The sequence below is a fragment of the Sphaerisporangium sp. NPDC049457 genome (assembly GCF_055586705.1).
This window is the reverse complement of sequence record NZ_JBVJHR010000004.1, coordinates 251,174-271,343: the sequence shown is the minus strand read 5'-3', so window position 1 is coordinate 271,343 and position 20,170 is coordinate 251,174. Positions and strand designations below refer to the sequence as shown.

The following is a 20,170-nucleotide window of genomic DNA, read 5'->3' as shown; positions in this document are numbered from 1 at the left end:
CACCAATGTCCGCCCGCCCGGGGCCCTTGGAGGCCGCGCGGGCGGCCGCGTCGGCACGGCGCGCGTACGGCGATCGAACCGGTCGTGCACGCATGTCCGGCGACCGGACCCGTTACGCACTGTCCCGCGACCGCATGCGTTACGCACTGTCCCGCGACCGGGCTCGTCCGCGTACGTCTCGGACGCTGACGGGTCGTCCACAGGTCATGTCCGGTTTGCGGCGGTCTCGGCGTCGGTTGTCCACATGCTGGGCTAAATCAGCGGGGGCTTGGGGAGCCCCCAGTAGACTGTGAGCTCCGCATACTGAACCTTTGGGAGACATCCCGTGGCGATCGTTGTCCAGAAATACGGTGGTTCCTCCGTCGCCGACGCTTCTCGCATCAAGCGGGTGGCCCAGCGGATCGTCGCGACGAAAAAAGCCGGCAACGACGTCGTGGTGATCGTCTCGGCGATGGGCGACACGACCGACGAGCTGCTCGACCTGGCCCAGCAGGTGACCCCGCTGCCCCCTGGGCGCGAGCTCGACATGCTGCTGACCGCCGGCGAGCGCATCTCGATGGCGTTGCTGGCGATGGCCATCGCCAACCTCGGTCACGAGGCGCGGTCGTTCACCGGCTCCCAGGCCGGCGTGATCACCGACTCCACCCACGGCAAGGCGCGCATCATCGACGTCACCCCTGGTCGCATCCAGGACGCCGTGCGCGACGGGCAGATCGCCATCGTGGCCGGCTTCCAGGGCGTCTCCCAGGACACCAAGGACATCACGACGCTCGGGCGGGGCGGCTCCGACACAACGGCCGTCGCGCTGGCCGCCGCCCTGCAGGCCGACGTCTGCGAGATCTACACCGATGTCGACGGCATCTTCACCGCCGATCCGCGCATCGTCCCCGCCGCCCGTCAGATCCCTCGCATCTCCTACGAGGAGTCGATGGAGATGGCCGCCTGCGGCGCCAAGATCCTGCACCTGCGCTGCGTGGAGTACGCCCGGCGGTTCAACCTGCCGATCCACGTCAGAAGCTCGTTCAGCAGCAAGGAAGGCACCTGGGTCGTCTCCGATCCCAACACTGAAGGAAACGAGATGGAGCAGCCGATCATCTCCGGCGTCGCGCACGACCGGAGCGAGGCAAAGATCACCGTTGTCGGGGTGCCCGACAAGGTCGGAGAGGCCGCGGCCATCTTCAGAACGCTCGCGACCGCCGAGATCAACATCGACATGATCGTGCAGAACATCTCGGCCGCCGCCACCGGGCGCACCGACATCTCCTTCACGCTGCCGTCGGCCGACGGCACGGCCGCCGTCACGGCCCTCAAGCGCATCCAGGAGCAGATCGGCTTCGAGAAGATCCTGTTCGACGACCAGATCGGCAAGGTGTCGCTGATCGGCGCCGGCATGCGCTCCCACCCCGGCGTCACCGCCACCTTCTTCGGCGCCCTGGCGGACGCCGGCATCAACATCGAGATGATCTCGACCTCCGAGATCCGCATCTCGGTCATCGTCGGCCAGGACGAGGTCGACGCGGCCGTCGCGGCCGCCCACCGGGCCTTCGACCTCGACGTCGACCAGGTCGAGGCCGTGGTCTACGGAGGTACCGGACGATGAGCGACGACCTGCGGCACAGCGCCGGCGAGGAGAGTGACCGAGCGGTGAACCCCACCAAGCCCACCCTGGCCGTCGTCGGCGCCACCGGCGCCGTCGGCACGGTGATGCTGGAGATCCTGTCCGGCCGTCCCGGCGTCTGGGGCGAGATCCGCCTCATCGCCTCCCCGCGCTCGGCCGGCAAGAAGCTCGTCGTCCGCGGCGAGGAGGTCGAGGTCGTCGCGCTCTCGCCCGAGGCGTTCGACGGCGTCGACGTCGCCATGTTCGACGTGCCCGACGAGGTGTCGGCGCAATGGGCGCCCGTCGCCGCCTCCCGGGGCGCGGTCGCCGTGGACAACTCCGGCGCCTTCCGCATGGATCCCGACGTGCCGCTCGTGGTGCCCGAGTGCAACCCCGAGGCGATCCGGCAGCGGCCCAAGGGCATCATCGCCAACCCCAACTGCACGACGCTGTCGATGATGGCCGCGCTCGGCGCGCTGCACCGCGAGTACGGCCTGCGCGAACTGGTCGTGGCGTCCTACCAGGCCGTCTCCGGCATGGGCGTCGCCGGGCCCGAGCGGCTCTACGACGAGATCGCCGCCGTGGCGGGCAACCGCACCATCGGCACCGTGGCCGGTGACGTCCGCAAGGCCGTTCCCGATCTGGTCGGCTCGCCCTTCCCGGCGCCGCTGGCGTTCAACGTGGTGCCCGCCGCGGGCTCGCTCAAGGAGGACGGCTGGTTCTCCGAGGAGCTCAAGGTCCGCAACGAGTCCCGCAAGATCCTCGGCATCCCCGACCTGAAGGTCTCGGCCACCTGCGTCCGCGTGCCGGTCGTCACCACGCACTCGCTGGCCGTGCACGCCACCTTCGACGAGCCGGTGACGGTCGCCACCGCCCGTGCGGTGCTGGAGGCCGCGCCGACGGTGGTCGTCCTGGACGACCCGGCGAACGGCGTGTTCCCCACGCCCGCCGACGTCGTCGGCACCGACCCGACCTACGTGGGGCGCATCCGCCAGGCGCTCGACTTCCCCAACACGCTCGACATGTTCGTCTGCGGCGACAACCTGCGCAAGGGCGCCGCCCTGAACACCGCGGAAATAGCCGAGCTCGTCGCCGCCGAGCTGTCCGCCCGCTGATGCGGTGTTCACTCACCTCGACCGTGCCCAGTGTCCCGCGCCGGAGGGCCGCCGGCAATCCGGCTCTGCTTTTCGCCGTATGCCGGGAGCACCGGGAGAAGGGATGACCGCATGAGACGCATCCGGCCCCTCAGGGCCGGATGCGTCAGGACGGCTTCTCGACCTTGTCCCTCGGGTCGCCGACTCGGACGGCTCGATTCGCTCGGTCGGACGGGCCCGCCGCCGTGCCGGGTCAGCGACGCATCACGAGAAGCCGGAACAAGGCACCGGTGTCAAGCATGTCCTGGGACTGCACTGTCAAAGCACGTCGCGGGACAGGACAGGAACATGCCGGGTCAGCGGAACATGATGTCCCAGTGGCTCGGCTCGTTGGCGTAGACGGTGTGGCCCTGCGGGCGCCTCTCGTAGTAGAGGCGGGCGCCGTCGCCGCGGACCTGTCCCTTGTGCCTGCTCCTGATGAACCGGTCGATGCACCGGTTGTGGGCTATGTCGATCTTGTAGCCCTTGCCGTGGCTGTACGACCCGCCGGCATGGCCGATCTCGGTGCCTCCGGTGACCAGGACGTCGCACCCGCTGCGCCGCTTGAGGTTCACCAGGCCCCACAAGGTCTGCAGCCGCACGTTGGACAACGAGGTGCAGGACGATCGGCGCCGGTTGACGCAGTTGCCCGACGACCGCCACCGCAGGCCAGCGTGTCGCAGGCGCCGCGCCGCCTGAGGGTGCTGGAGCCGGACGGCCTGGTACAGGCGATGCTGCTTCCACAGCAGTGGGCTGACCGTCCCGGCGGCCTTGGCGATGCGCCGGGCCGCGCGCAGCGAGGGCAGCGCACGACGCGCGGCCGCGGCACTACGCCCGACAGGCGCCCGGCGGATCACCGCGGCCTGCCGTGAGACGGTCCGGCGGCCGGGCGCGAGCTTCGGGGCTACGTCCGGCTGCCGGGCGCGCACGGTTCTGCGGGCCGCCGCGATGCGCCGGGCCGCTGTGATGCGCCGGGCGCTCGTGGCCTGGCCGGAGGCGGCGGTCTCTTGCGGGGACGCCGCCGGCCGCCGGGCGGGTTCGGCCCGCCAGGAGGCGGTGGTCCGGCGGCCGGTCGCCCGGCGCAGCGCCGAATCCGGGACCGCCGCCTGCGGCGTCGCCCGTCCCGGTGCGGCGAGGTGGTCGAGGGCGCGGCGTCCGAGGGCGGTCTGGTCGAGGGCGTCGCGCGCGAGGGTGGCTCGGTCGTGTGTGGCTTGTTGTGGAAACGGCGCGCGCGCCGTCTTCGTGGTCACCTCCGCCAGTGAGCCGGTCGGCCCGTACGCCTTCTCGGGTACAACGCGGAACCCCGCCGTACCGCCCGGTCGCGGAGTCGCCGCCGAAGCGGGCTCCGCCGATCCCAGCGCCGTCACTGTGATCTGCACGGCGAGCAACGCGCAGGCACCAAGCCACGCGGGCCCCCGAGTGCATGGATGCACACCCATATTGATCCTCTGTCGCAGGGCGCCCCTCCGCCAGAGGATCTATCCCACCCGCCCTGAGCGCTGACTCCACTACTCTGCGTGTTTTGGTGGGAAAATGGCGGCCATGCTGTGCGTCTGTGACCATGGAGGGTTTCGGGCCGTACAGTGGCCACGTGGTCGAATCGACGCCGAGAGCGCGTGGGGGAGAAAAGACCCGGGAGGTCATCGTCGAGACGGCTCTGCGCCTGTTCCGGGAGCGAGGGTACGAGGCGACGACCATGCGGGCCATCGCGGCCGAGGCGGGCGTCTCCGTGGGAAACGCTTACTACTACTTTGCGTCGAAAGAGCAGTTGGTCCAGGCCTACTACGATCGGGCGCAATGTGAGCACGAGGCCGCGTGCCGTGACCTGCTGGCGAGCGAGCGCAGGTTCGCGGCCCGGCTGAGCGGCGTGCTCCGGGCGTGGGTCGAGGTCTCCGAGCCGTACCACGGGTTCGCCGTCAAGTTCTTCAAGCACGCCTCCGAGCCCAGCAATCCGCTGAGTCCTTTCAGCGGAGAGTCGACGCCCGCCCGCGAGGCGGCCATCGGCATCTACCGCGAGGTCGTGGAGGGCTCCTCCGACCGCATCGACGCGGAGCTGCGCGAGGAGCTGCCCGAGTTGCTGTGGCTGTCCTCGCTGGGCGTGGTGCTGTTCTGGGTGCACGACACCTCGCCGGGGTGCGAGCGCACGTACCGGCTGATCGAGGTCATGGTGCCGCTGATCGACCGGCTGGTGGGCCTGTCCCATCTGCCGGGCCTGCGTGGGGTGACCAAGGACTTCATCACCGCCATGCGAGAACTGCGCGGCTAGCGCCGTCCGGCCGGCGTCCGCCGGGCCGGGCGTCGTGCCGCGGCGCCGCATCGGATCATCGTGCCGCGGCGCGAGCAAGCGGGCGTCGCCCGAGATCGTCGGGACGCGGAACGGGGCGCGGACGGGCTGGACAGGCTGATGCGCTCCATACCGTCCGGTTGGTATGGTCGGCCGTCAGGAGGTGGACAGTGAAGCGTTGGGGTATCACCATCCCGTTCTTCGACCGCACCATGGCCGAGTCCAAGGAGCTGGTGGCCGAGCTGCCGGGGCTCGGTTACACCGACGCCTGGTCGGCGGAGGTCAGTGGCAACGACGGCTTCGTCCCGCTGGCCCTGGCCGCCGACTGGGCTCCCGGGCTCCGGCTGGGCAGCGCGATCATCCCGGTGTCCACGCGCGGCCCCGGCCTGCTCGCCATGTCGGCCGCGACGCTCGCCGACCTGGCGCCCGAGCGTTTCGTCCTCGGCATCGGCGCCTCGTCCCCGGCGATCGTGGAGCGGTGGAACGCCGGCGAGTTCGTCAAGCCGTACGGCAGGACGCGCGACACCCTGCGCTTCCTCAAGAAGGCTCTCACGGGTGAGAAGGTCACAGAGAAGTACGAGACCTTCGAGGTCAAGGGCTTCCGGCTGGAGCGGGCGCCCAAGGCGCCGCCGAAGATCGTGCTGGCCGCCCTGCGCCCGCGCATGCTGCGCCTGGCGGCGGAGGAGGCCGACGGGGCCATCACCAACTGGCTCTCGCCGCAGGACGTCGGCAAGGTGCGCGCCGAGCTTGGCGCGGAGACCGAGCTGATCGCCCGCCTGTTCGTCTGCGTCAGCGAGGACGCCGAGAGGGTCAGGAAGCTGGGCAAGCGGATGCTGGCCGCCTACCTGACCGTGCCGGTGTACGGCGCCTTCCACGAATGGCTGGGGCGGGGCGAGGTGCTGCGGCCCATGCAGGAGGCGTGGGCGGCGGGCGACCGGCAGCGTGCCGTCGACGCCATCCCGGACGAGGTCGTGGACGCCTTGATCGTGCACGGCGACGCGGCGACCTGCCGGGCGCGCGTCCAGGAGTACGTCGACAACGGCCTCACGACGCCCGTGCTGGCTCCGATCAAGACGGACCACGTCCCCATCCCCCAGGCCGTCCGGGACCTCGCTCCGGCCGCCTCCGCCGCTCCCGCCGCGACCTGAGCGGAACTCCCGGCTCACTTCGGCGGAAGTCCGCGGGCGCGACCTGGGCGGAACTCCGCGACGCGGGGCGGGCGTTATCGGGGTGCGGGGCGGGGTAGTGGCGTGAGTCGACGCGACCCGACCGTGCGCGTGTGACCGTGGCACAGACGGAGGTGGCCCTCATGACCAAGGCTGGACGCGCGGCCGCGGCCTACCGCGCTTACCGGGACGTCAGCCGCCCGGGCTCGCCCGGCCTGATGGCGCGCCTCAGGGCGCTGCCGAGGATGATCGGGGGCTCGCTGCGCGGCGAGTACCGCGATCTGGGCAAGAGCAAGCTGGCCCTGATGGGCCTCGGCGTGCTCTACATCGTCTCGCCGATCGACGTGCTGCCCGACTTCCTGCCGCTGATCGGCGTCGCCGACGACTTCGGCGCGTTCCTGTGGCTGATGACCTCGCTGCTGAGCGAGAGCGGCCGCTACGTCGACTGGGAGCGCCGGCGGCTGCACGGCGAGGTCTCCGAAGTCGTCCGCGGCGAGGTCACCTGAACCCGGGGGACGGGCGAGGTCAGTCTTCGCCTTCGCGCAGGAGCCAGGCGCGCGACGGCAAGGGGTGGCCGAACAGACGGGCCGCGTTGCCGTACGCCACCCTGCCGATGTCGGCCGGGGGCAGGCTTCCCAGGTTGCGGGCCAGCGCCTGCTGGACGTCCGGCCAGGTGGACTCGGAGCGCGGGTAGCCGCTTTCGAGCAGGACGTGCTCCAGGCCGACCGCCAGGCGCACGCCGGACAGGGCGTAGTCGTCGAGCGTGCCGAAGTAGAAGTTGCGGCGGAGCACCTCGCTCGGCTTGAGGCCGCCCTCCCACGTCGCCTCGTCGGCGACCGGGTGGTCCAGGGCGTAGTCGGCCCGCGCCGCGAGCATGGGCAGCCAGCCGACGCCGCCCTCGACGATGAGGATGCGCAGCTTGGGGAAGCGCAGCGGGATGCCCGACCACAGCCAGTCGGCGCAGGCGAACATCGCGCTCGCCGGGATCATGGTCGTGATGGCCTCGATGGGCGTGTCGGGCGAGGGCACCGGCGACCACGACGAGGCGCCGGTGTGCAGGCAGACGACCGTGCCGGTCTCTTCGCAGGCGGCGAAGAACGGGTCCCAGTGGCCGGTGTGGATGGACGGCAGCCGCAGCCGCGTCGGGAACTCGGGGAAGACCACCGCCTTGAACCCGCGGGCGGCGTTGGCTCTGATCTCCTTGGCCGCGATCTCGGGGTCGGGCAGCCAGGGGAGCTGGAGGGCGATGATGCGCTCGGGATAGGTGCCGGCCCAGACGTCGCAGTGCCAGTCGTTCCAGGCGCGGGTGAGCGCCAGGCCGAGATCCTGGTCGCGGGTCTTGGCGAAGGCCATGCCCGACTGCACGGCGAGCATGCCGGGGAAGCTGAGCGCCGCCCACACCCCCGCGATGTCCATGTCCTTGACGCGCGCCTCGATGTCGTGGCACCCGGGCCGCATCTCTTCGAAGCGCACCGGGTCGAGCGTCCACTGGTCGCGGGGCAGCCCCGCGCCGGCGTCCATGCCGGCGCACGCGTAGGTGGCGCCGCCGTACCGCCACACCTGATGGCCCGCGTCGGTCTCGACGACCTTGGGAGCCATGTCGACGTACCGTTCGGGAAGCCGGCCCTCGAAAAGATCCGGCGGTTCGATCAGGTGATCGTCGACGCTGATGATCACATAATCTCGCCGCCTCGGCTCGGGGTCAGGGGGCAGCGATGAGTTCACAGGGAAAACCGTATGCCGCAGGAATAACACCAGACAAGCTGGGAGGTCTCCGATCGGTATCCGTTCGCGCGCACAGCGGCGTCCGGCGTCGTAGAACGGCCTTACCGCAAAGTGTGACGATTACGACAAGCGGTCGGTCATGGGACGGTTGTCGTCCTCGGTGGGGACGTCGCCGGAGCCGGGCGCGGCCGCGCGTTCGGCTTCCAGGTCGCGCGCCTCGCGGCGGATCAGCGTGAACCAGCCGCCGATCGCGATGCCGATGAACAGCCACCACTGCACGGCGTAGGCCAGGTTGAGGCCGCCCCCACCGCCCAGGTCGGGCTCGGGCACCGGGTCGGGCGCGGCGGTGGCCGCGGGCCGTTGCCCGACCAGCTCGACGTGGCCGCCGAAGAGCTTGTACGGCATCGCCCGGCCGAGCTTCGCGGTGTCGATCAGAAGAACCTGGCGGGGCGGCAGCCCGGCGCGGTCGGTGATGCCGGTGTTGTCCTCGGTCTCCGCCGGACGTAGCCGGCCGGTGACAGTTACCTCACCGGTGGTCGGCGGAGGGACCGCCGGAGGGGCGTCGGCGGTCGGGCCCATCGGGACCCAGCCCCGGTTGACGATCACCGCGGCGCCGCCGGAGGTGACGAGAGGGGTGAGCACGTAGAACCCGGGCCGGCCGTTCTGCGGACGGCGGCGTACGAGCAGCTCATGGGCGGCGTCGTAGTGGCCGGTGGCCGTGACGGTGCGGAACTTCACCGCCGGGGGCACGTCCGCTCCCGGCCCGTCCAACTGGGTGATGGGCACCGCCGCGGCGGCGATGTTGCGGTTCGCCTGCTCGCTCGCCGCCGAGCGCTCCTCATAGCGTCCGAACTGCCATCTGCCCAGGAAGACGAAGGCGGGGATGAGCAGCAGGACCAGCAGGTGGAACGCCAGCCAGCGGGGCCTCAGGAGGAACCGGTACACGCATTCAGCCTAGGCAGGCCGGCGAGTGGTCCCCGACCCGGCCACGAGATGGACCCGGCCACCTCCCGCCATGCGCGTCCTTGTACGTGGTGAAGCTCCGTCCAGCGGCCGATCATGATCTCGTGGAACCACTCGCGGACGGCGGAGGCATGCCGTACGGTCGTACCGATTTCGTCCTCGGCACGTCGCTCTGTCCCGCAGGAGCCGTTTCGCACATGACCGCGTCCACTCTCGCGTCGCCGCCCGCCGCACAGCACACGGCGTTGCCGAGGATCTCGGTCCTCATCAGGCACGCGGCGCCGCGCGCGCTGGAGAGCATGATCCTCCCGGTGGCCGTGTTCTACGCCGGGATGCTGGTGGCCGGGGTCAACGGCGGGCTGGCGATGGCGGTGGCGTGGGTTTACGGCGGGGCCGCGCTGCGGCTGGTCAGGCGGCAGGAGGTGCCCGGTACCGTGCTGCTGGCGATGCTCGCGATCACGGTGCGGGCGGTGCTGGCCCTGGTGACCGGCGACGTGGTCATCTACTTCCTGCAGCCGACGCTCGGCGTGTTCTGCGCGAGCCTGGCCTTCCTGTCGACGGCGGCCGCGCCGCGCCCGCTGATCGAGCGGGTCACCACCGACCTGGTGCCGCTGCCCGACCATCTCGTCCACCACCCAGCGATGCGACGGCTCTTCGTCCGTCTGTCGCTGCTCTGGGGAACGGTCCAGTTCGTCAACGGCACGCTGAGCCTGTGGCTGCTGTTCAGCGAGTCGATCGAGACCTATCTGGTCGTCCGCACCTCCGCCGTGGCCGTCCTCATGATCCTCGCCGCCGGCGCCTCCGTGCTGGCGTTCAAGCGAGTGCTCCGGGTCGTACAGCAGCGGCTGTGAGCGCGACGCCGTCCGTCAGCCGGCGCGGCGGGCGCCGGGGCCGACGCGCGGGGTGACCTCCTGGGGTGAGGACAGCTCGTGGCCGTCCGCGCAGCGCAGGCCCAGCGCGATGGGGGAGCCGCAGTCGCGGTGGGTCAGAACGACCGCGGGACCCTCGGGGTCGGCCATGTAACGGTCGCCCCAGTGCATCAGGCTGACCAGGATCGGATACAGGTCGAGGCCCTTCTGCGTGAGGCGGTACTCGTCGCGGCGGCGGCTGCCGGGCTCGCGGTAGGGCACCTTGCGCAGCAACCCCTCATCCACCAGGCGCGCGAGGCGGGCGCTGAGCACCTGCCTGGGCGCGCGGGTGCCGGCCTGCATGTCGGCGAACCGGCGCACGCCGTTGAAGATCTCCCTCAGGACGAGCAGCGTCCACTTCTCGCCGACGATCGCGAGCGTGCGTTCGATCGAGCAGTTGTCCACCCTGAACGGAGTCGGCCCGGACATGGGGGCATCGTAGGCGCTCACTCTCCCTCCCTCCAACACAGCTAAGTCTAGTTGACAGACTCAGAGGGCCTACGGGACCCTGAGTCTATGATTCAGACTCAGGAGGAGGCTCGCCGGGCCCTCCCGCTCCCCGTCCTCTCCGCCTTCTCCGCCGGCCCGGAGCCCGCGCCCCTCTCCCGCGCCGGCCGGGCGGCCGCCGTGCTGATCCGGCCGAGCCGGATGGACGACGAAGAGCGGGTGCGCGCCTTCGTCGAAGGGCTCTCGCCGAGCAGCAGGTCGCTGCGCTTCTTCGGCGGGGTCACCCGTCCCGGCGGGGCGCTGCTGCGCGCCATGGTCGCCTGCGGCGGGGCCCGCGACATCCTGGTGGCCGTGGACGGCGGCGAGTGGGTCATCGGGCACGCGATGAGCTACACCCTTGAGGAGTCGACCGAGATCGCGGTGGTCGTCGCGGACGAGTGGCAGGGGGCGGGGCTCGGCTCCAGGCTGGTGCGCACGCTCCTGCGGCGGGCCGTGGCGCGCGGCGCGAAGCGGGTGACGATGGACGTCATGGGCGAGAACCGCAAGGCGCTCTCCATGGTCGGCCGGTGGTGGCCGCACGCGGAGATGCGCGTCGCGTCCGGCGCCGTGGAGATCGCCGCGTCGATCGAGGCCTCCGCCGCGGGCTGAGAATCGGCAGCCCGGGACACGGGCCTCGGTCAAGGTCGTTAGGATAGGTTGGTTGCGGGGTTTGCAGAACAACGTTCTGTTGAGTCACCATTGAAACCGTGAAGACCGCGAAGAACGGACGAGACGGCCGCACCCGCATCATCGAGGGTGCCCTGCGCCGCTTCAGCCAGGACGGAGTCTCGGCCACCACGCTCGCCAGCCTCCGCGAAGAGAGCGGCGTCAGCGTGGGGAGCTTCTACCACCACTTCGCCAGCAAGGAACACGTCTTCGGGGTGCTCTACTCCGAGATCCAGAACATGTACCAGCGCGCCTTCGTCGACGAACTGTGCCGGCACGAAAGCGCCCAGGCCGGCATCGAGGCGATCGTCGCCATGCACATGGCGTGGTGCGGCCAGCATCCCGAGCGGGCCCGCATCCTGATCAGCGAGCGCCCGCCCCGCCGCGAGGAGCCGGGCGGCCCGGAGGTCGCCGAGTCGCGGCGGGCCTTCTTCCGCCAGGTGTCCGACTGGTGGCGCCCGCACATGAAGGACGGCGTGCTGCGCCCGGTGCATCCCACCATGTGTTACGTGCTGTGGCTCGGCCCGGCCACCGAGATGTGCCGCCTCTGGTTCTCCGGGGCCCACCAGCCGACCGACGAGGAGATCAAGGCCCTCGGCGAAGCCGCCTGGCTCAGCCTCCGCCTCGTCTGACCGGAGCCACCCGGCCCGTCCGACCAGGCGCGCCTCGGCGCGCCCGCGGGCGGCGCGCTCGCCAGGGGCCTAGAGTGGACAAACCCCGTCCCGCACCATTCCGGTAGCCGCCACAGGACGGGAGCGAGCGCCATGGACGTAGGCCTGGGCCTGCCCGTAAGCGACATCGAGGCCCTGCGCACCTGGGCGTGCCGCGCCGAGGCCGGCCCGTTCTCCACCCTCGGCCTTCTCGACCGCATCGTGTACGACAACCCCGAGCCGCTGGTGACCCTCGCGGCCCTCGCCGGGGCCACCTCGCGCATCCGGCTGATGACCGAGGTGCTGGTCGCCCCGCTGCGGCAGACGGCGCTGCTCGCCAAGCAGTGCGCGACCCTGGACCGGCTGTCCGGCGGCCGGCTCACTCTCGGGGTCGGCGTGGGCGTGCGCGAGGACGACTTCCGCGCCGCGAGAGTCGGCTACCACGGCCGTGGCCGCCGCCTGGACGAGCAGATCAGGACGATGCGGCGCCTGTGGGCGGGCGAGGCGTACGGCGAGGGCGCCGGGCCGGTCGGACCCGCTCCGGCCCGCGCGGGCGGTCCGGAGGTGCTCTTCGGCGGGTTCGTCCCCGCGACCGCCGACCGCGTCGCCCACTACGGGGACGGGTTCGTCGGAGCGATGTTCGGCCCAGAGGACATGGGCCGGTTCTTCCGCATGGTGGAGGGCGCGTGGCGGGTGGCCGGGCGCGACGGCCGTCCCCGCCTCGTCGCGCAGGCCAACGCGGTCCTCGGCCCCGAGCGGGTCGTGGACGCGGCCAGGCGGGCCATCCACGCGTACTACGACTTCGGCGGCTACCGGGACAAGGTCGTCCAGGGCATGCTCACCACGCCCGCGGAGATCCGGCGTGCCGTCACGGCCTTCGGAGACGCCGGGGCCGACGAGGTCATGCTCTATTGCTGGTCCGCCGACCCCGGCCAGGTCGAGCGCATCGCCGACAGCCTGCCCTGAACGCCGTCACCCGCCCTTCGTCCCCGTGACGCCGTCCCGCCGGCGGTGGGTTCCCACACGCGCTCTCACCGAAAGCTCGAATAGTCTTGACAATAAAGTTTGTCGGTGAGACGGTTCTCATATGCACGAAGCGGCGCTGATCGAAGCCCGGAGGGGCGGCGATCGCGCAGGGGACACCATCGAGGACGCCGTCGAGCGACCACCGACCACGAAGGAATGAGCGATGAACGCCAATGGCGAGATCACCCCCGGCCCGCGGGCCGGGCGGCGCGAATGGATCGGGCTGGCGGTGCTGGCCCTGCCGACCCTGCTCATGTCGCTGGACATCAGCGTCCTGTACCTGGCCCTGCCGCACCTGAGCGCGGGCATCGGCGCCGACTCCACGCAGCAGCTGTGGATCCTGGACATCTACTCGTTCATGCTCGCCGGCTTCCTGGTCACCATGGGGACGCTGGGCGACCGCATCGGCCGCCGCAGGCTGCTGCTCACCGGCGCCGCCGCGTTCGGCGCGGCGTCCATCGTGGCCGCGTACTCGGTCAACCCGCAGATGCTGATCGCCTCCCGGGCGCTGCTCGGCATCGCCGGCGCCGCGTTGATGCCCTCGACGATGGCGCTGATCCGCAACATGTTCCGCGACCCCAAGCAGATGGGCGCCGCCATCGGCGTCTGGTTCGCCTGCTTCATGGGCGGCATGACCCTCGGCCCGCTGGTCGGCGGGCTGCTGCTTGAGCACTTCTGGTGGGGCTCGGCCTTCCTGCTCGGCGTCCCGGTCATGGCGCTCCTGCTGGTCGTCGGCCCTCGCCTGCTGCCCGAGTACCGCGACCCGAACGCCGGCCGGCTCGACCTGGCGAGCGTCGCGCTGTCCCTGGGCGCGATCCTGCCCGCGATCTACGGCCTGAAGGAACTGGCCCGCGGCGGCGTGCAGGCGCCGTCCGTCGCCGCCCTGGTCGCCGGCCTCGCCGTGGGCGCCGTGTTCGTCCGGCGCCAGCGCGGCCTCGCCAGTCCGCTGCTCGACCTGCGGCTGTTCGCCAACCGCACCTTCAGCACCTCGATGGCCGTCGGCCTCATGGCGGGCATCGTCATGGCCGGCACGACCCTGCTGTCCAGCCTCTACCTGCAGACCGTGCAGGGCTTCGGCCCGATGGACGCCGGGCTGTGGCTGCTGCCGCAGAACGCGGCCATGGTGGCCGGCTCGATGACCGCCCCGGCGCTGGCCCGCAAGCTGCGCCCGGCCTACGTCATCGCCATCGGCCTGCTGATCGCCGGCGCCGGTCTGATCGCCCACACCCAGGTCCCGAGCGTCGACGGCCTGCCGCTGCTGGTCACCGGGCTGGTGCTCGCGTCCTTCGGCATCGCCCTGCCCATGTCGCTGACCATGAACCTCATCATGGCCTCGGTCGCACCGGAGAAGGCCGGCTCGGCCGCCTCGATCAGCGAGACCAGCGGCGAGTTCGGCGTCGCCCTCGGGGTCGCCGCCCTCGGCAGCCTCGGCACCTTCGTCTACCGCACCCGGCTCACCGGCGACCTGCCGGCCGCGGTCCCCGCCGACGCCGCCGACACGGCGCGGCAGAGCATCACCGCCGCCCTCGGCACCGCGCGGGAGCTCGGCGGCGGGGTCGCCGCCGACCTGGTCGACGCGGCCCGCACCGCCTTCACCAGCGGCCTGAACGTCGTCGCCGCCGTCGGAGCGGTCATCTTCATCGGCCTGGCCGTCCTGTCGGCGGTCATCCTGCGGAGCAGCGGCGCCCCCGCCGGTCAGCCCGCCCAGCCCGAAGACGCCGCCGAGGCCGATGCGGTCCTGGCGAGCGTGAACTGACCCTGGAAGCGCGACAGCCCACAACCCCGGGAACCCTCCCCGGAAAGCCGGAGCCGGGTGGCCACGACGGATCGTCGGCCACCCGGCTTCATCCATGTGCGGGGGAGGGCGAGGCCGGGACGGTCAGGCGGAAGCCCCGCCGGCCGGCGCACCGGCGGAGCCGGACGCCGCGGGCTCGGGACCACCTGCCGGAGTCCCGGGGCCGGGGTCCGACGACAGCGGGACGAGACCGGACTCCAAGGGCCCGAGCCCGGCCGTGGACGCCGGGCCGGAGCGGGACGTCGGCGGCGCGGACTCCTTGTGGTGGGCGGACACGGCCAGGTCCAGCAGGAACGGCGCGAACAGCCCCGCGAGCGCGCCCGCGACCCGGACGATGACGGAGTCCCCGGCGAGCAGCACCGTGATGATCGCGAGCGCCATGGACGCCGCGGTGAGCAGGGCGGTCCGCCGGCGCGGGATCCGCCGGACGTGCACGATCAGCCGGGGCACGGCGTCCCCCACGGCCAGGCCGGCGACGTAGGCGCCGCAGACGAGGACGCCGACCGCGACGACGACGCCGGGCGGCGGCCGTCCCGTGATGTGCGAGATCGCAGCCGCGATCGCGCCGGAGGCCGCCGCGGCGATCCGGTGCGGGGTCGAGATCGGCATGGAGCCGGGTCCTTTCAGAACAGTCCGTTACGAAACCGCGCGTCTCGCGTGGAGGGCGTCAGAAGTGGAGGGCGTCAGAAGTCGGCTATGAGGTCGGTGAGCACCGTTCCGAGGGACGCGGGGTCGGTGGCGTAGTACACCCGTCCGGACGTGGCGTCGGCGATCTTCGCCATGGCGTCGGCGGCCTTGTCGTCGATGTCCCCGCCGTAGGCTACGAGCATCACGCGCACCGCGCACCTGCCGTTGACGGGATGGCGCAGCTCGTTGACCAGCGGGTCCAGCTTGCGCCCGCCGTCCTTGGCGTTCGCGCCGTCGGTGAGGACGACGACGGTGCCGGTTCCGCCGCCCGTGCACCCGTCGGCGACCTTCTCGACGGCGTCCGCGATGCTGTCGTACAGGCCCGTCCTGCGGCGCTCGCCGCCGTGCCGCACGGTGAAGAACCGCTGGAACGCGGCGCGCACCTCGGCCGCGGTGCCCTTCGAGGTGACCGGGGAGAACGGCCGGATGTCCTCCCAGTCGCGGCCCTCCTCCGGGTGCAGGGTCGCGAACACCCGGACGCCGAGCCGGTCGCCCTCGTGGAAGGCCGCGAGCATCTGGGCGACGCCCGCGAGCGCGATGTCGATCTTGGTGGCTCCGGTGTCCCGTACGGGGTCGCTCATCGAGCCCGAGTAGTCGACGAGCACCTCGGCGCGCAGCGGTCTGCGCAGTTCGGCCGCCCACAGGGTCAGCGCGTCGTCGAACACCCCGCGCGGGCACTGCTCGTCGGCGGTGACACAGGGCGGAGGGCGCAGATGGTGGCCCTTCAGCACCCGGTCGTAGACCGACCTGTCCGGATACAGCTCCTTGATCTGCGGGCCGCCGAGGACGTACTCGCCGGTCTGCTGGTCGGGGATCCGGAAGCCGAGGTCCTGGAACTCCTTCTGCCGCTCGGGCTGGAGAAGGTGGTCGCGGAAGTCGCGGGCCGCCCGGTTCTCCACCGCGTGCAGCTTCGGCTCGGGGTCGATGAGGACGAACGGGTGGTCGGCCATCAGCGAGCGGTCGGCCAGGAAGATCGGCGACAGCGGGTCCTGCGGCCTGCCGCCCTTCGTGGCGCTCCGGCAGCCGAGCCCGACCTGCCGGCCGGTGTTGTACAGCCACACCGTCTGCTCGTCCACCACGACCGCCTGCCTGACCTTGCCGTCGGCGGACTCGCGGGTCAGTTCGCACAACAGGTCGGTGGTGGTCGCGCCGTAGTGGGTGAAGGCCGTCTCCATCCGCCGCACGCCGTCGCGCGCCCGCTCGCGCAGGGCGAGAATGCGGGGGTCGGGCGTCCCGTCGTCCTTTCCCCGCACCACGTCGTAGATCACCGGGGCCGCGCCCTCGTTGAGCCGGTCGCCGGCGGCCTCCCAGATCATGCCGAGCTCGGCGGCCAGCCCTATGGTGGACAGGTTGGGGTTGGTCTTCCCCAGGGCCGGGTCGCAGCCGGTGGGGTAGCAGGTGGTCAGCGCCTTCCAGGTGATGGTGTCGCCGGAGAGTTTCTTGAGCTTGTCCCTGTGCGACCGGGGCACCGCGACGACCATAGGCGAGCGGGCCAGGGACGGAGGCGCCGTGATCTCCAACCCGAGCGGGTTGTCCGCGCAGGTGAAGGCGGTCGTCTCACTCCCGCACGAGTCGGTGCGCTCCTTGAGCTGGACCCACCACATGGTGGAGGCCGGGAGCCAGATCAGCGGGTAGTCGTCGAACGGCCCGGGGGTGTCCACCGCGCCCGGCATGTCGTGCCGGCGCCAGCCCTCGATCAGCTTGAGCATCACCGACCCCGTCTGGGACTCGAGGACGTCCAGGCAGACGCGCCTGCCGTCCACCTCGTGGCCGTGCGGGCCGGTGAACTCCTGCGCCATCCGCCGCATGGCGTCGATCTTGTCGATGGACGCGATGACCGGGATCCGCGTGTCGCCGACGCAGCCCGTACCCTGCGGCCTCGTGGTCAGGCTTCCCGAGAACGGGATCAACGCGGAAGCGGCGAGGACGGCGGCCACCGCACCGCCGATCCGGAACCGACGAAAAAGACCGGCCAAGGTGCTCCCTCTGAGAAATCGCTACGAGAGCCATATGGTGCCAGATATCGCCATTCAGGACTGTATCGATGGCGTATGCCGGTCCGTGCGGACGGGGTCATTTCGAAGTCAATGGACGTGCCGGTGAATGCGGAACGTATTTATTCCAGCATCCGGCCCGGCCGGATGGGGAATCTCCTGGTGGTGAAGGCGAACCCGCAGGCCGGCCCACCGGGCGGACGTCCGGGGGGCCGGCCTGCGGATGGTGCATATCTCTATTTGTCGTGATTTATGGTTAATGCTCCCCATGGTGGGTGGAAGAGCGTCATGCGAAAGAACTCCCGCGCATGACGACTACGGCGGGAGAATCGGCGGAGACGCCCGGATATCTCACGCCGGCCGTGGGAGCCGGTCCGCCAGGCCGGCCTGCTGCACCCATGTCGGGTACGGGGTGGCTTCGCGGCTGACCTCGTCCAGTTGGGACAGGTCCTCGGGGGTGAGGGTCAGGTCGGTCGCGGCCAGGTTGTCGGTGAGCTGGTCGATCCGCCGGGCGCCGATGATGACGCTCGTGACGGAGGGCTGGGCCAGCACCCAGGCGAGCGCGACGCGGGCCGCGCTCACCTCGTGGCGGGCGGCGACGGCCTTGAGCACGTCGATGACGTCATAGGCCTTGTCCATGTCGACCGGGATGAACTGCCCTTGGGCGTGCCGTGCCCCGGCGTCGGAGACGCCCGTGCGGTCGGTCTTGCCCGACAGCAGGCCGCCGGCGAGCGGGCTCCACACCATCAGGGCCAGTTCCTCGGACTTCAGCATCGGGATCAGTTCGCGTTCGACGTCGCGTCCGACCAGGGAGTAGTAGGACTGCACCGAGACGAAGTCGGACAGGCCGCGCGCCGCCGAGACGCCGAGCGCCTTGGCCACCTCCCACGCCGCGAGGTTCGAGCAGCCGATGTACCGGATCTTGCCCTGGCGTACGGCGTCGTCCAGCGCGCGCAGCGTCTCCTCGATCGGGGTGTGGGGGTCGATGCTGTGGATCTGGTACAGGTCGATGTGGTCGGTCCGCAGCCTGCGCAGGCTGTCGTCGAGGCTGCGCGCGATGTGCAGGCGCGAGAGGCCGACGTCGTTCGGGCCCGGTCCCGTGCGGGCGGCGAGCTTGGTGGCCAGGACGACCTCGTCGCGGCGGCCGTCGAGCACCTGGCCGAGCAGCGTCTCCGACTCGCCGGCGGCGTACATGTCCGCGGTGTCGATGAAGTTGATCCCGGCGTCCAGGGCGGCGCCGACGATCCGGTCGGTGTCCTTGAGCCCCAGCCCGCCGACCATCTTGAACACCGGGTGGTCGGCGCCGCCGAACGTCATCGCGCCGAGGCAGAGCTCCGATACGTAGACCCCCGTACGGCCCAGTGGGCGATATTTCATGTTTTGTCCCCCTTGTTGACAGTCGCCTTGCACGTTACGAGGTTCACCCGCGACAATCCATGCGAGAAAGTCCGATTTTCTTGAGCGATCGTCCGGAGCCGACGTGGATCCGCTGTCCAACGTGCTGTCCTTGCTGAACGTCGAGAGCATCACCCCCTCGCGCCTGGAGGCGGGCGGTCCCTGGGCGCTGCGCTTCGACGGCTACCCGCACGTGAAGTGCTGCGCCGTGCTCGCCGGGTCCTGCTGGGTCACGGTGGGGGACACCGAGCCGGTGCACGTCGAAGAGGGCGACTGCTACCTGATCAGCGGCGGGACTCCCTATCGCATCGCCGGTGACCTTGAGACCGAGGCCGTGCACGCGCCCATCGCCTACCGCGAGGCCGTGGACGGCGTGCTGCGCTACGGCACCGCCGACGAGGTCGTGATCGTCGGCGGGCCGATCAGACTGGACGAAGCGAACGCCGCGCTGCTGCTGGACGTCCTGCCGCCGTTCGTCCACACGCCGGCGAGATCCGGCCAGGCCGAGACGCTGCGCGCGGCGCTCACGCTGCTCGCCCACGAGAACACCGCCCCCGGCCTCGGCAGCGAGTTCATGGCCGACCGCATCGCGCAGATCATCTTCGTCCAGGCCCTGCGCGCGCACGCGGCCGAGGGCCGTGCGCCGCGCGGCTGGCTCGGCGCGCTGACCGACCCGGGGATCGGCGCCGCCCTCCGGCTCATGCACGAGGACAAGGCGCGCCAGTGGACGGTGGCCGAGCTGGCCGCCGCGGCCGGCATGTCGCGGTCGAGCTTCGCGCTGAGGTTCAAGGCCACCGTCGGCTCGGCGCCGCTGGACTACCTGCTGCGCTGGCGCATGCACTCCGCCGGCCGGCAGCTGCGCCGCACCGACCGTACGGTCCACGCCATCGCGGCCGACTGCGGGTACGGATCGGAAAGCTCCTTCAGCAATGCCTTCAAGCGGGTGATGGGCGCGTCTCCGCGCGCCTACCGCTTCGGCGCGCCGTCGCGGAGGACGGACCCGGCCGCCAGGAGGCCGGCCGCCGGAGAACCGGCCATCAGGTGAGCTGGCGGAGGCGGGTGGGGACGCGCCAGACCTCCTTGTTCAGCGAGATGTCCAGGCGCATGTCCAGCCGGTGGCGGCGCAGGCCGGGGACGCGGAAGCGGTCTTGCACGTCGAAGCGCCCGCGGCGCGGGTAACCGAAGCCGATCGCGTCGGGCAGCACCCTGAGGTCGTCCCGGTTGCCGCAGTGCGGGCAGGTCCAGGCGACGAGATCCATGCCGCGGTTGTAGTCGTGGCACGCGAGGAAGTACTCGTCCGGACGGAACCGGGACTCACAGGCGAAGCACGGGATCAGCATTGGGTCCGCTCCTTGGTGCGGGTGGCGCGGGCGTACATCTCAGTCGTACACCTACCCGCTTACTCGCGGCTTGCCGTTGACTTGACCATCCCGGAACCCCAGGTGATCTGGGCCTCGCCCGCCGCTCCCAGGCGTTTCATCCGCTGTTGATCCGATGTTGAACCCTGGACGGGAGCCTTCGGGACGTAAGCACGGAGCTTGGGGGATTCAAGATCCGTGCTGACGTCCGGCCGGTCGTCGTCAGGCGGACGGCCGCCGCGAACGCGCTACCGGTAAACCAACCGGGCCCCCAGCGCCCAGCGGCGGCAGACGACCGGCCGGGCACTCTCACAGCCGCCCACGATGTCGGGATATA

Annotated in this window: 19 protein-coding genes; 11 read left to right on the top strand and 8 right to left on the bottom strand. The window is 71.1% G+C overall.

The window, feature by feature from the left end:
* Positions 1-325 precede the first annotated feature (325 nt).
* Both ACZ6QO_RS08790 and ACZ6QO_RS08785 read left to right on the top strand, forming a co-directional pair.
* Positions 326-1,600: an aspartate kinase gene (locus ACZ6QO_RS08790; protein WP_465849019.1), complete on the top strand. Its 1,275-nt coding sequence runs from the start codon at positions 326-328 to the stop codon at positions 1,598-1,600.
* Positions 1,597-2,712, top strand: coding sequence for an aspartate-semialdehyde dehydrogenase (locus tag ACZ6QO_RS08785; protein ID WP_465849017.1), 1,116 nt, complete (start codon positions 1,597-1,599; stop codon positions 2,710-2,712). The genes ACZ6QO_RS08790 and ACZ6QO_RS08785 overlap by 4 nt, the downstream gene beginning before the upstream one ends.
* A 335-nt stretch (positions 2,713-3,047) precedes the next feature.
* Here ACZ6QO_RS08785 and ACZ6QO_RS08780 read toward each other — a convergent pair whose 3' ends face one another.
* Positions 3,048-3,980: a hypothetical protein gene (locus ACZ6QO_RS08780; protein WP_465849016.1), complete on the bottom strand. Its 933-nt coding sequence runs from the start codon at positions 3,978-3,980 to the stop codon at positions 3,048-3,050.
* Between the two features lie 341 nt (positions 3,981-4,321).
* On the opposite strand from ACZ6QO_RS08780, the gene ACZ6QO_RS08775 reads away from it, so the two are divergent.
* The 3 genes from ACZ6QO_RS08775 (at position 4,322) to ACZ6QO_RS08765 (ending at position 6,686) form a co-directional block, all read left to right on the top strand.
* The gene (locus ACZ6QO_RS08775; RefSeq protein WP_465849015.1) at positions 4,322-4,996 is read left to right on the top strand and encodes a TetR/AcrR family transcriptional regulator; all 675 of its coding nucleotides are present in this window, start codon (positions 4,322-4,324) and stop codon (positions 4,994-4,996) included.
* A 188-nt stretch (positions 4,997-5,184) separates the two neighbouring features.
* Positions 5,185-6,162 (top strand): LLM class F420-dependent oxidoreductase, encoded by a 978-nt coding sequence (locus tag ACZ6QO_RS08770; RefSeq protein ID WP_465849013.1) that lies wholly within the window; start codon positions 5,185-5,187, stop codon positions 6,160-6,162.
* Positions 6,163-6,323: 161 nt separating this feature from the next.
* A complete protein-coding gene (locus tag ACZ6QO_RS08765; RefSeq protein ID WP_465849011.1) occupies positions 6,324-6,686 on the top strand; it encodes a YkvA family protein in 363 nt (120 codons plus the stop codon).
* 19 nt (positions 6,687-6,705) lie between these two features.
* Here the strand turns inward: ACZ6QO_RS08765 and ACZ6QO_RS08760 are convergent, their stop codons facing one another.
* Entirely contained in the window at positions 6,706-7,905 is a 1,200-nt protein-coding gene (locus ACZ6QO_RS08760; RefSeq protein ID WP_465849009.1) for an amidohydrolase family protein, read from the bottom strand.
* A 120-nt stretch (positions 7,906-8,025) separates the two neighbouring features.
* Entirely contained in the window at positions 8,026-8,850 is an 825-nt protein-coding gene (locus ACZ6QO_RS08755) for an SURF1 family cytochrome oxidase biogenesis protein (protein ID WP_465849008.1), read from the bottom strand.
* 215 nt (positions 8,851-9,065) lie between these two features.
* On the opposite strand from ACZ6QO_RS08755, the gene ACZ6QO_RS08750 reads away from it, so the two are divergent.
* On the top strand, positions 9,066-9,719 hold the full coding sequence (locus ACZ6QO_RS08750) for a VC0807 family protein (protein WP_465849006.1): 654 nt from the start codon (positions 9,066-9,068) through the stop codon (positions 9,717-9,719).
* A gap of 15 nt (positions 9,720-9,734) precedes the next feature.
* On the opposite strand, the gene ACZ6QO_RS08745 is transcribed toward ACZ6QO_RS08750, so the two are convergent.
* Positions 9,735-10,226 carry a winged helix-turn-helix transcriptional regulator gene (locus ACZ6QO_RS08745; RefSeq protein WP_465849004.1) on the bottom strand — a complete coding sequence of 164 codons (492 nt, stop codon included), beginning with the start codon at positions 10,224-10,226 and terminating at the stop codon, positions 9,735-9,737.
* Positions 10,227-10,292: 66 nt separating this feature from the next.
* Between ACZ6QO_RS08745 and ACZ6QO_RS08740 the strand changes: the two genes are divergently transcribed.
* The 4 genes from ACZ6QO_RS08740 (at position 10,293) to ACZ6QO_RS08725 (ending at position 14,360) form a co-directional block, all read left to right on the top strand.
* Complete coding sequence (locus tag ACZ6QO_RS08740; protein ID WP_465849002.1) at positions 10,293-10,871, top strand: GNAT family N-acetyltransferase; 579 nt, start codon at positions 10,293-10,295, stop codon at positions 10,869-10,871.
* Positions 10,872-10,969: 98 nt separating this feature from the next.
* Positions 10,970-11,560 (top strand): TetR/AcrR family transcriptional regulator, encoded by a 591-nt coding sequence (locus tag ACZ6QO_RS08735; RefSeq protein ID WP_465849001.1) that lies wholly within the window; start codon positions 10,970-10,972, stop codon positions 11,558-11,560.
* A gap of 132 nt (positions 11,561-11,692) precedes the next feature.
* On the top strand, positions 11,693-12,544 hold the full coding sequence (locus tag ACZ6QO_RS08730; protein ID WP_465848999.1) for an LLM class flavin-dependent oxidoreductase: 852 nt from the start codon (positions 11,693-11,695) through the stop codon (positions 12,542-12,544).
* A 223-nt stretch (positions 12,545-12,767) separates the two neighbouring features.
* Positions 12,768-14,360 carry an MFS transporter gene (locus tag ACZ6QO_RS08725; RefSeq protein WP_465848997.1) on the top strand — a complete coding sequence of 531 codons (1,593 nt, stop codon included), beginning with the start codon at positions 12,768-12,770 and terminating at the stop codon, positions 14,358-14,360.
* Between the two features lie 123 nt (positions 14,361-14,483).
* On the opposite strand, the gene ACZ6QO_RS08720 is transcribed toward ACZ6QO_RS08725, so the two are convergent.
* From ACZ6QO_RS08720 to ACZ6QO_RS08710, 3 genes are all read right to left on the bottom strand, one after another.
* Entirely contained in the window at positions 14,484-15,008 is a 525-nt protein-coding gene (locus tag ACZ6QO_RS08720) for a hypothetical protein (protein ID WP_465848995.1), read from the bottom strand.
* A 74-nt stretch (positions 15,009-15,082) separates the two neighbouring features.
* Positions 15,083-17,023, bottom strand: a complete 1,941-nt coding sequence (locus ACZ6QO_RS08715) for a vWA domain-containing protein (RefSeq protein ID WP_465848993.1) — start codon at positions 17,021-17,023, stop codon at positions 15,083-15,085.
* 408 nt (positions 17,024-17,431) lie between these two features.
* Positions 17,432-18,457, bottom strand: coding sequence for an aldo/keto reductase (locus ACZ6QO_RS08710; RefSeq protein WP_465848991.1), 1,026 nt, complete (start codon positions 18,455-18,457; stop codon positions 17,432-17,434).
* Positions 18,458-18,560: 103 nt separating this feature from the next.
* Here ACZ6QO_RS08710 and ACZ6QO_RS08705 point away from each other — a divergent pair, with 103 nt between their 5' ends.
* Complete coding sequence (locus ACZ6QO_RS08705) at positions 18,561-19,520, top strand: AraC family transcriptional regulator (RefSeq protein ID WP_465848990.1); 960 nt, start codon at positions 18,561-18,563, stop codon at positions 19,518-19,520.
* On the opposite strand, the gene ACZ6QO_RS08700 is transcribed toward ACZ6QO_RS08705, so the two are convergent.
* Positions 19,513-19,815 (bottom strand): hypothetical protein, encoded by a 303-nt coding sequence (locus ACZ6QO_RS08700; protein WP_465848988.1) that lies wholly within the window; start codon positions 19,813-19,815, stop codon positions 19,513-19,515. The two genes, ACZ6QO_RS08705 and ACZ6QO_RS08700, sit on opposite strands and share 8 nt — an antisense overlap.
* Between the last annotated feature and the right edge of the window lie 355 nt (positions 19,816-20,170).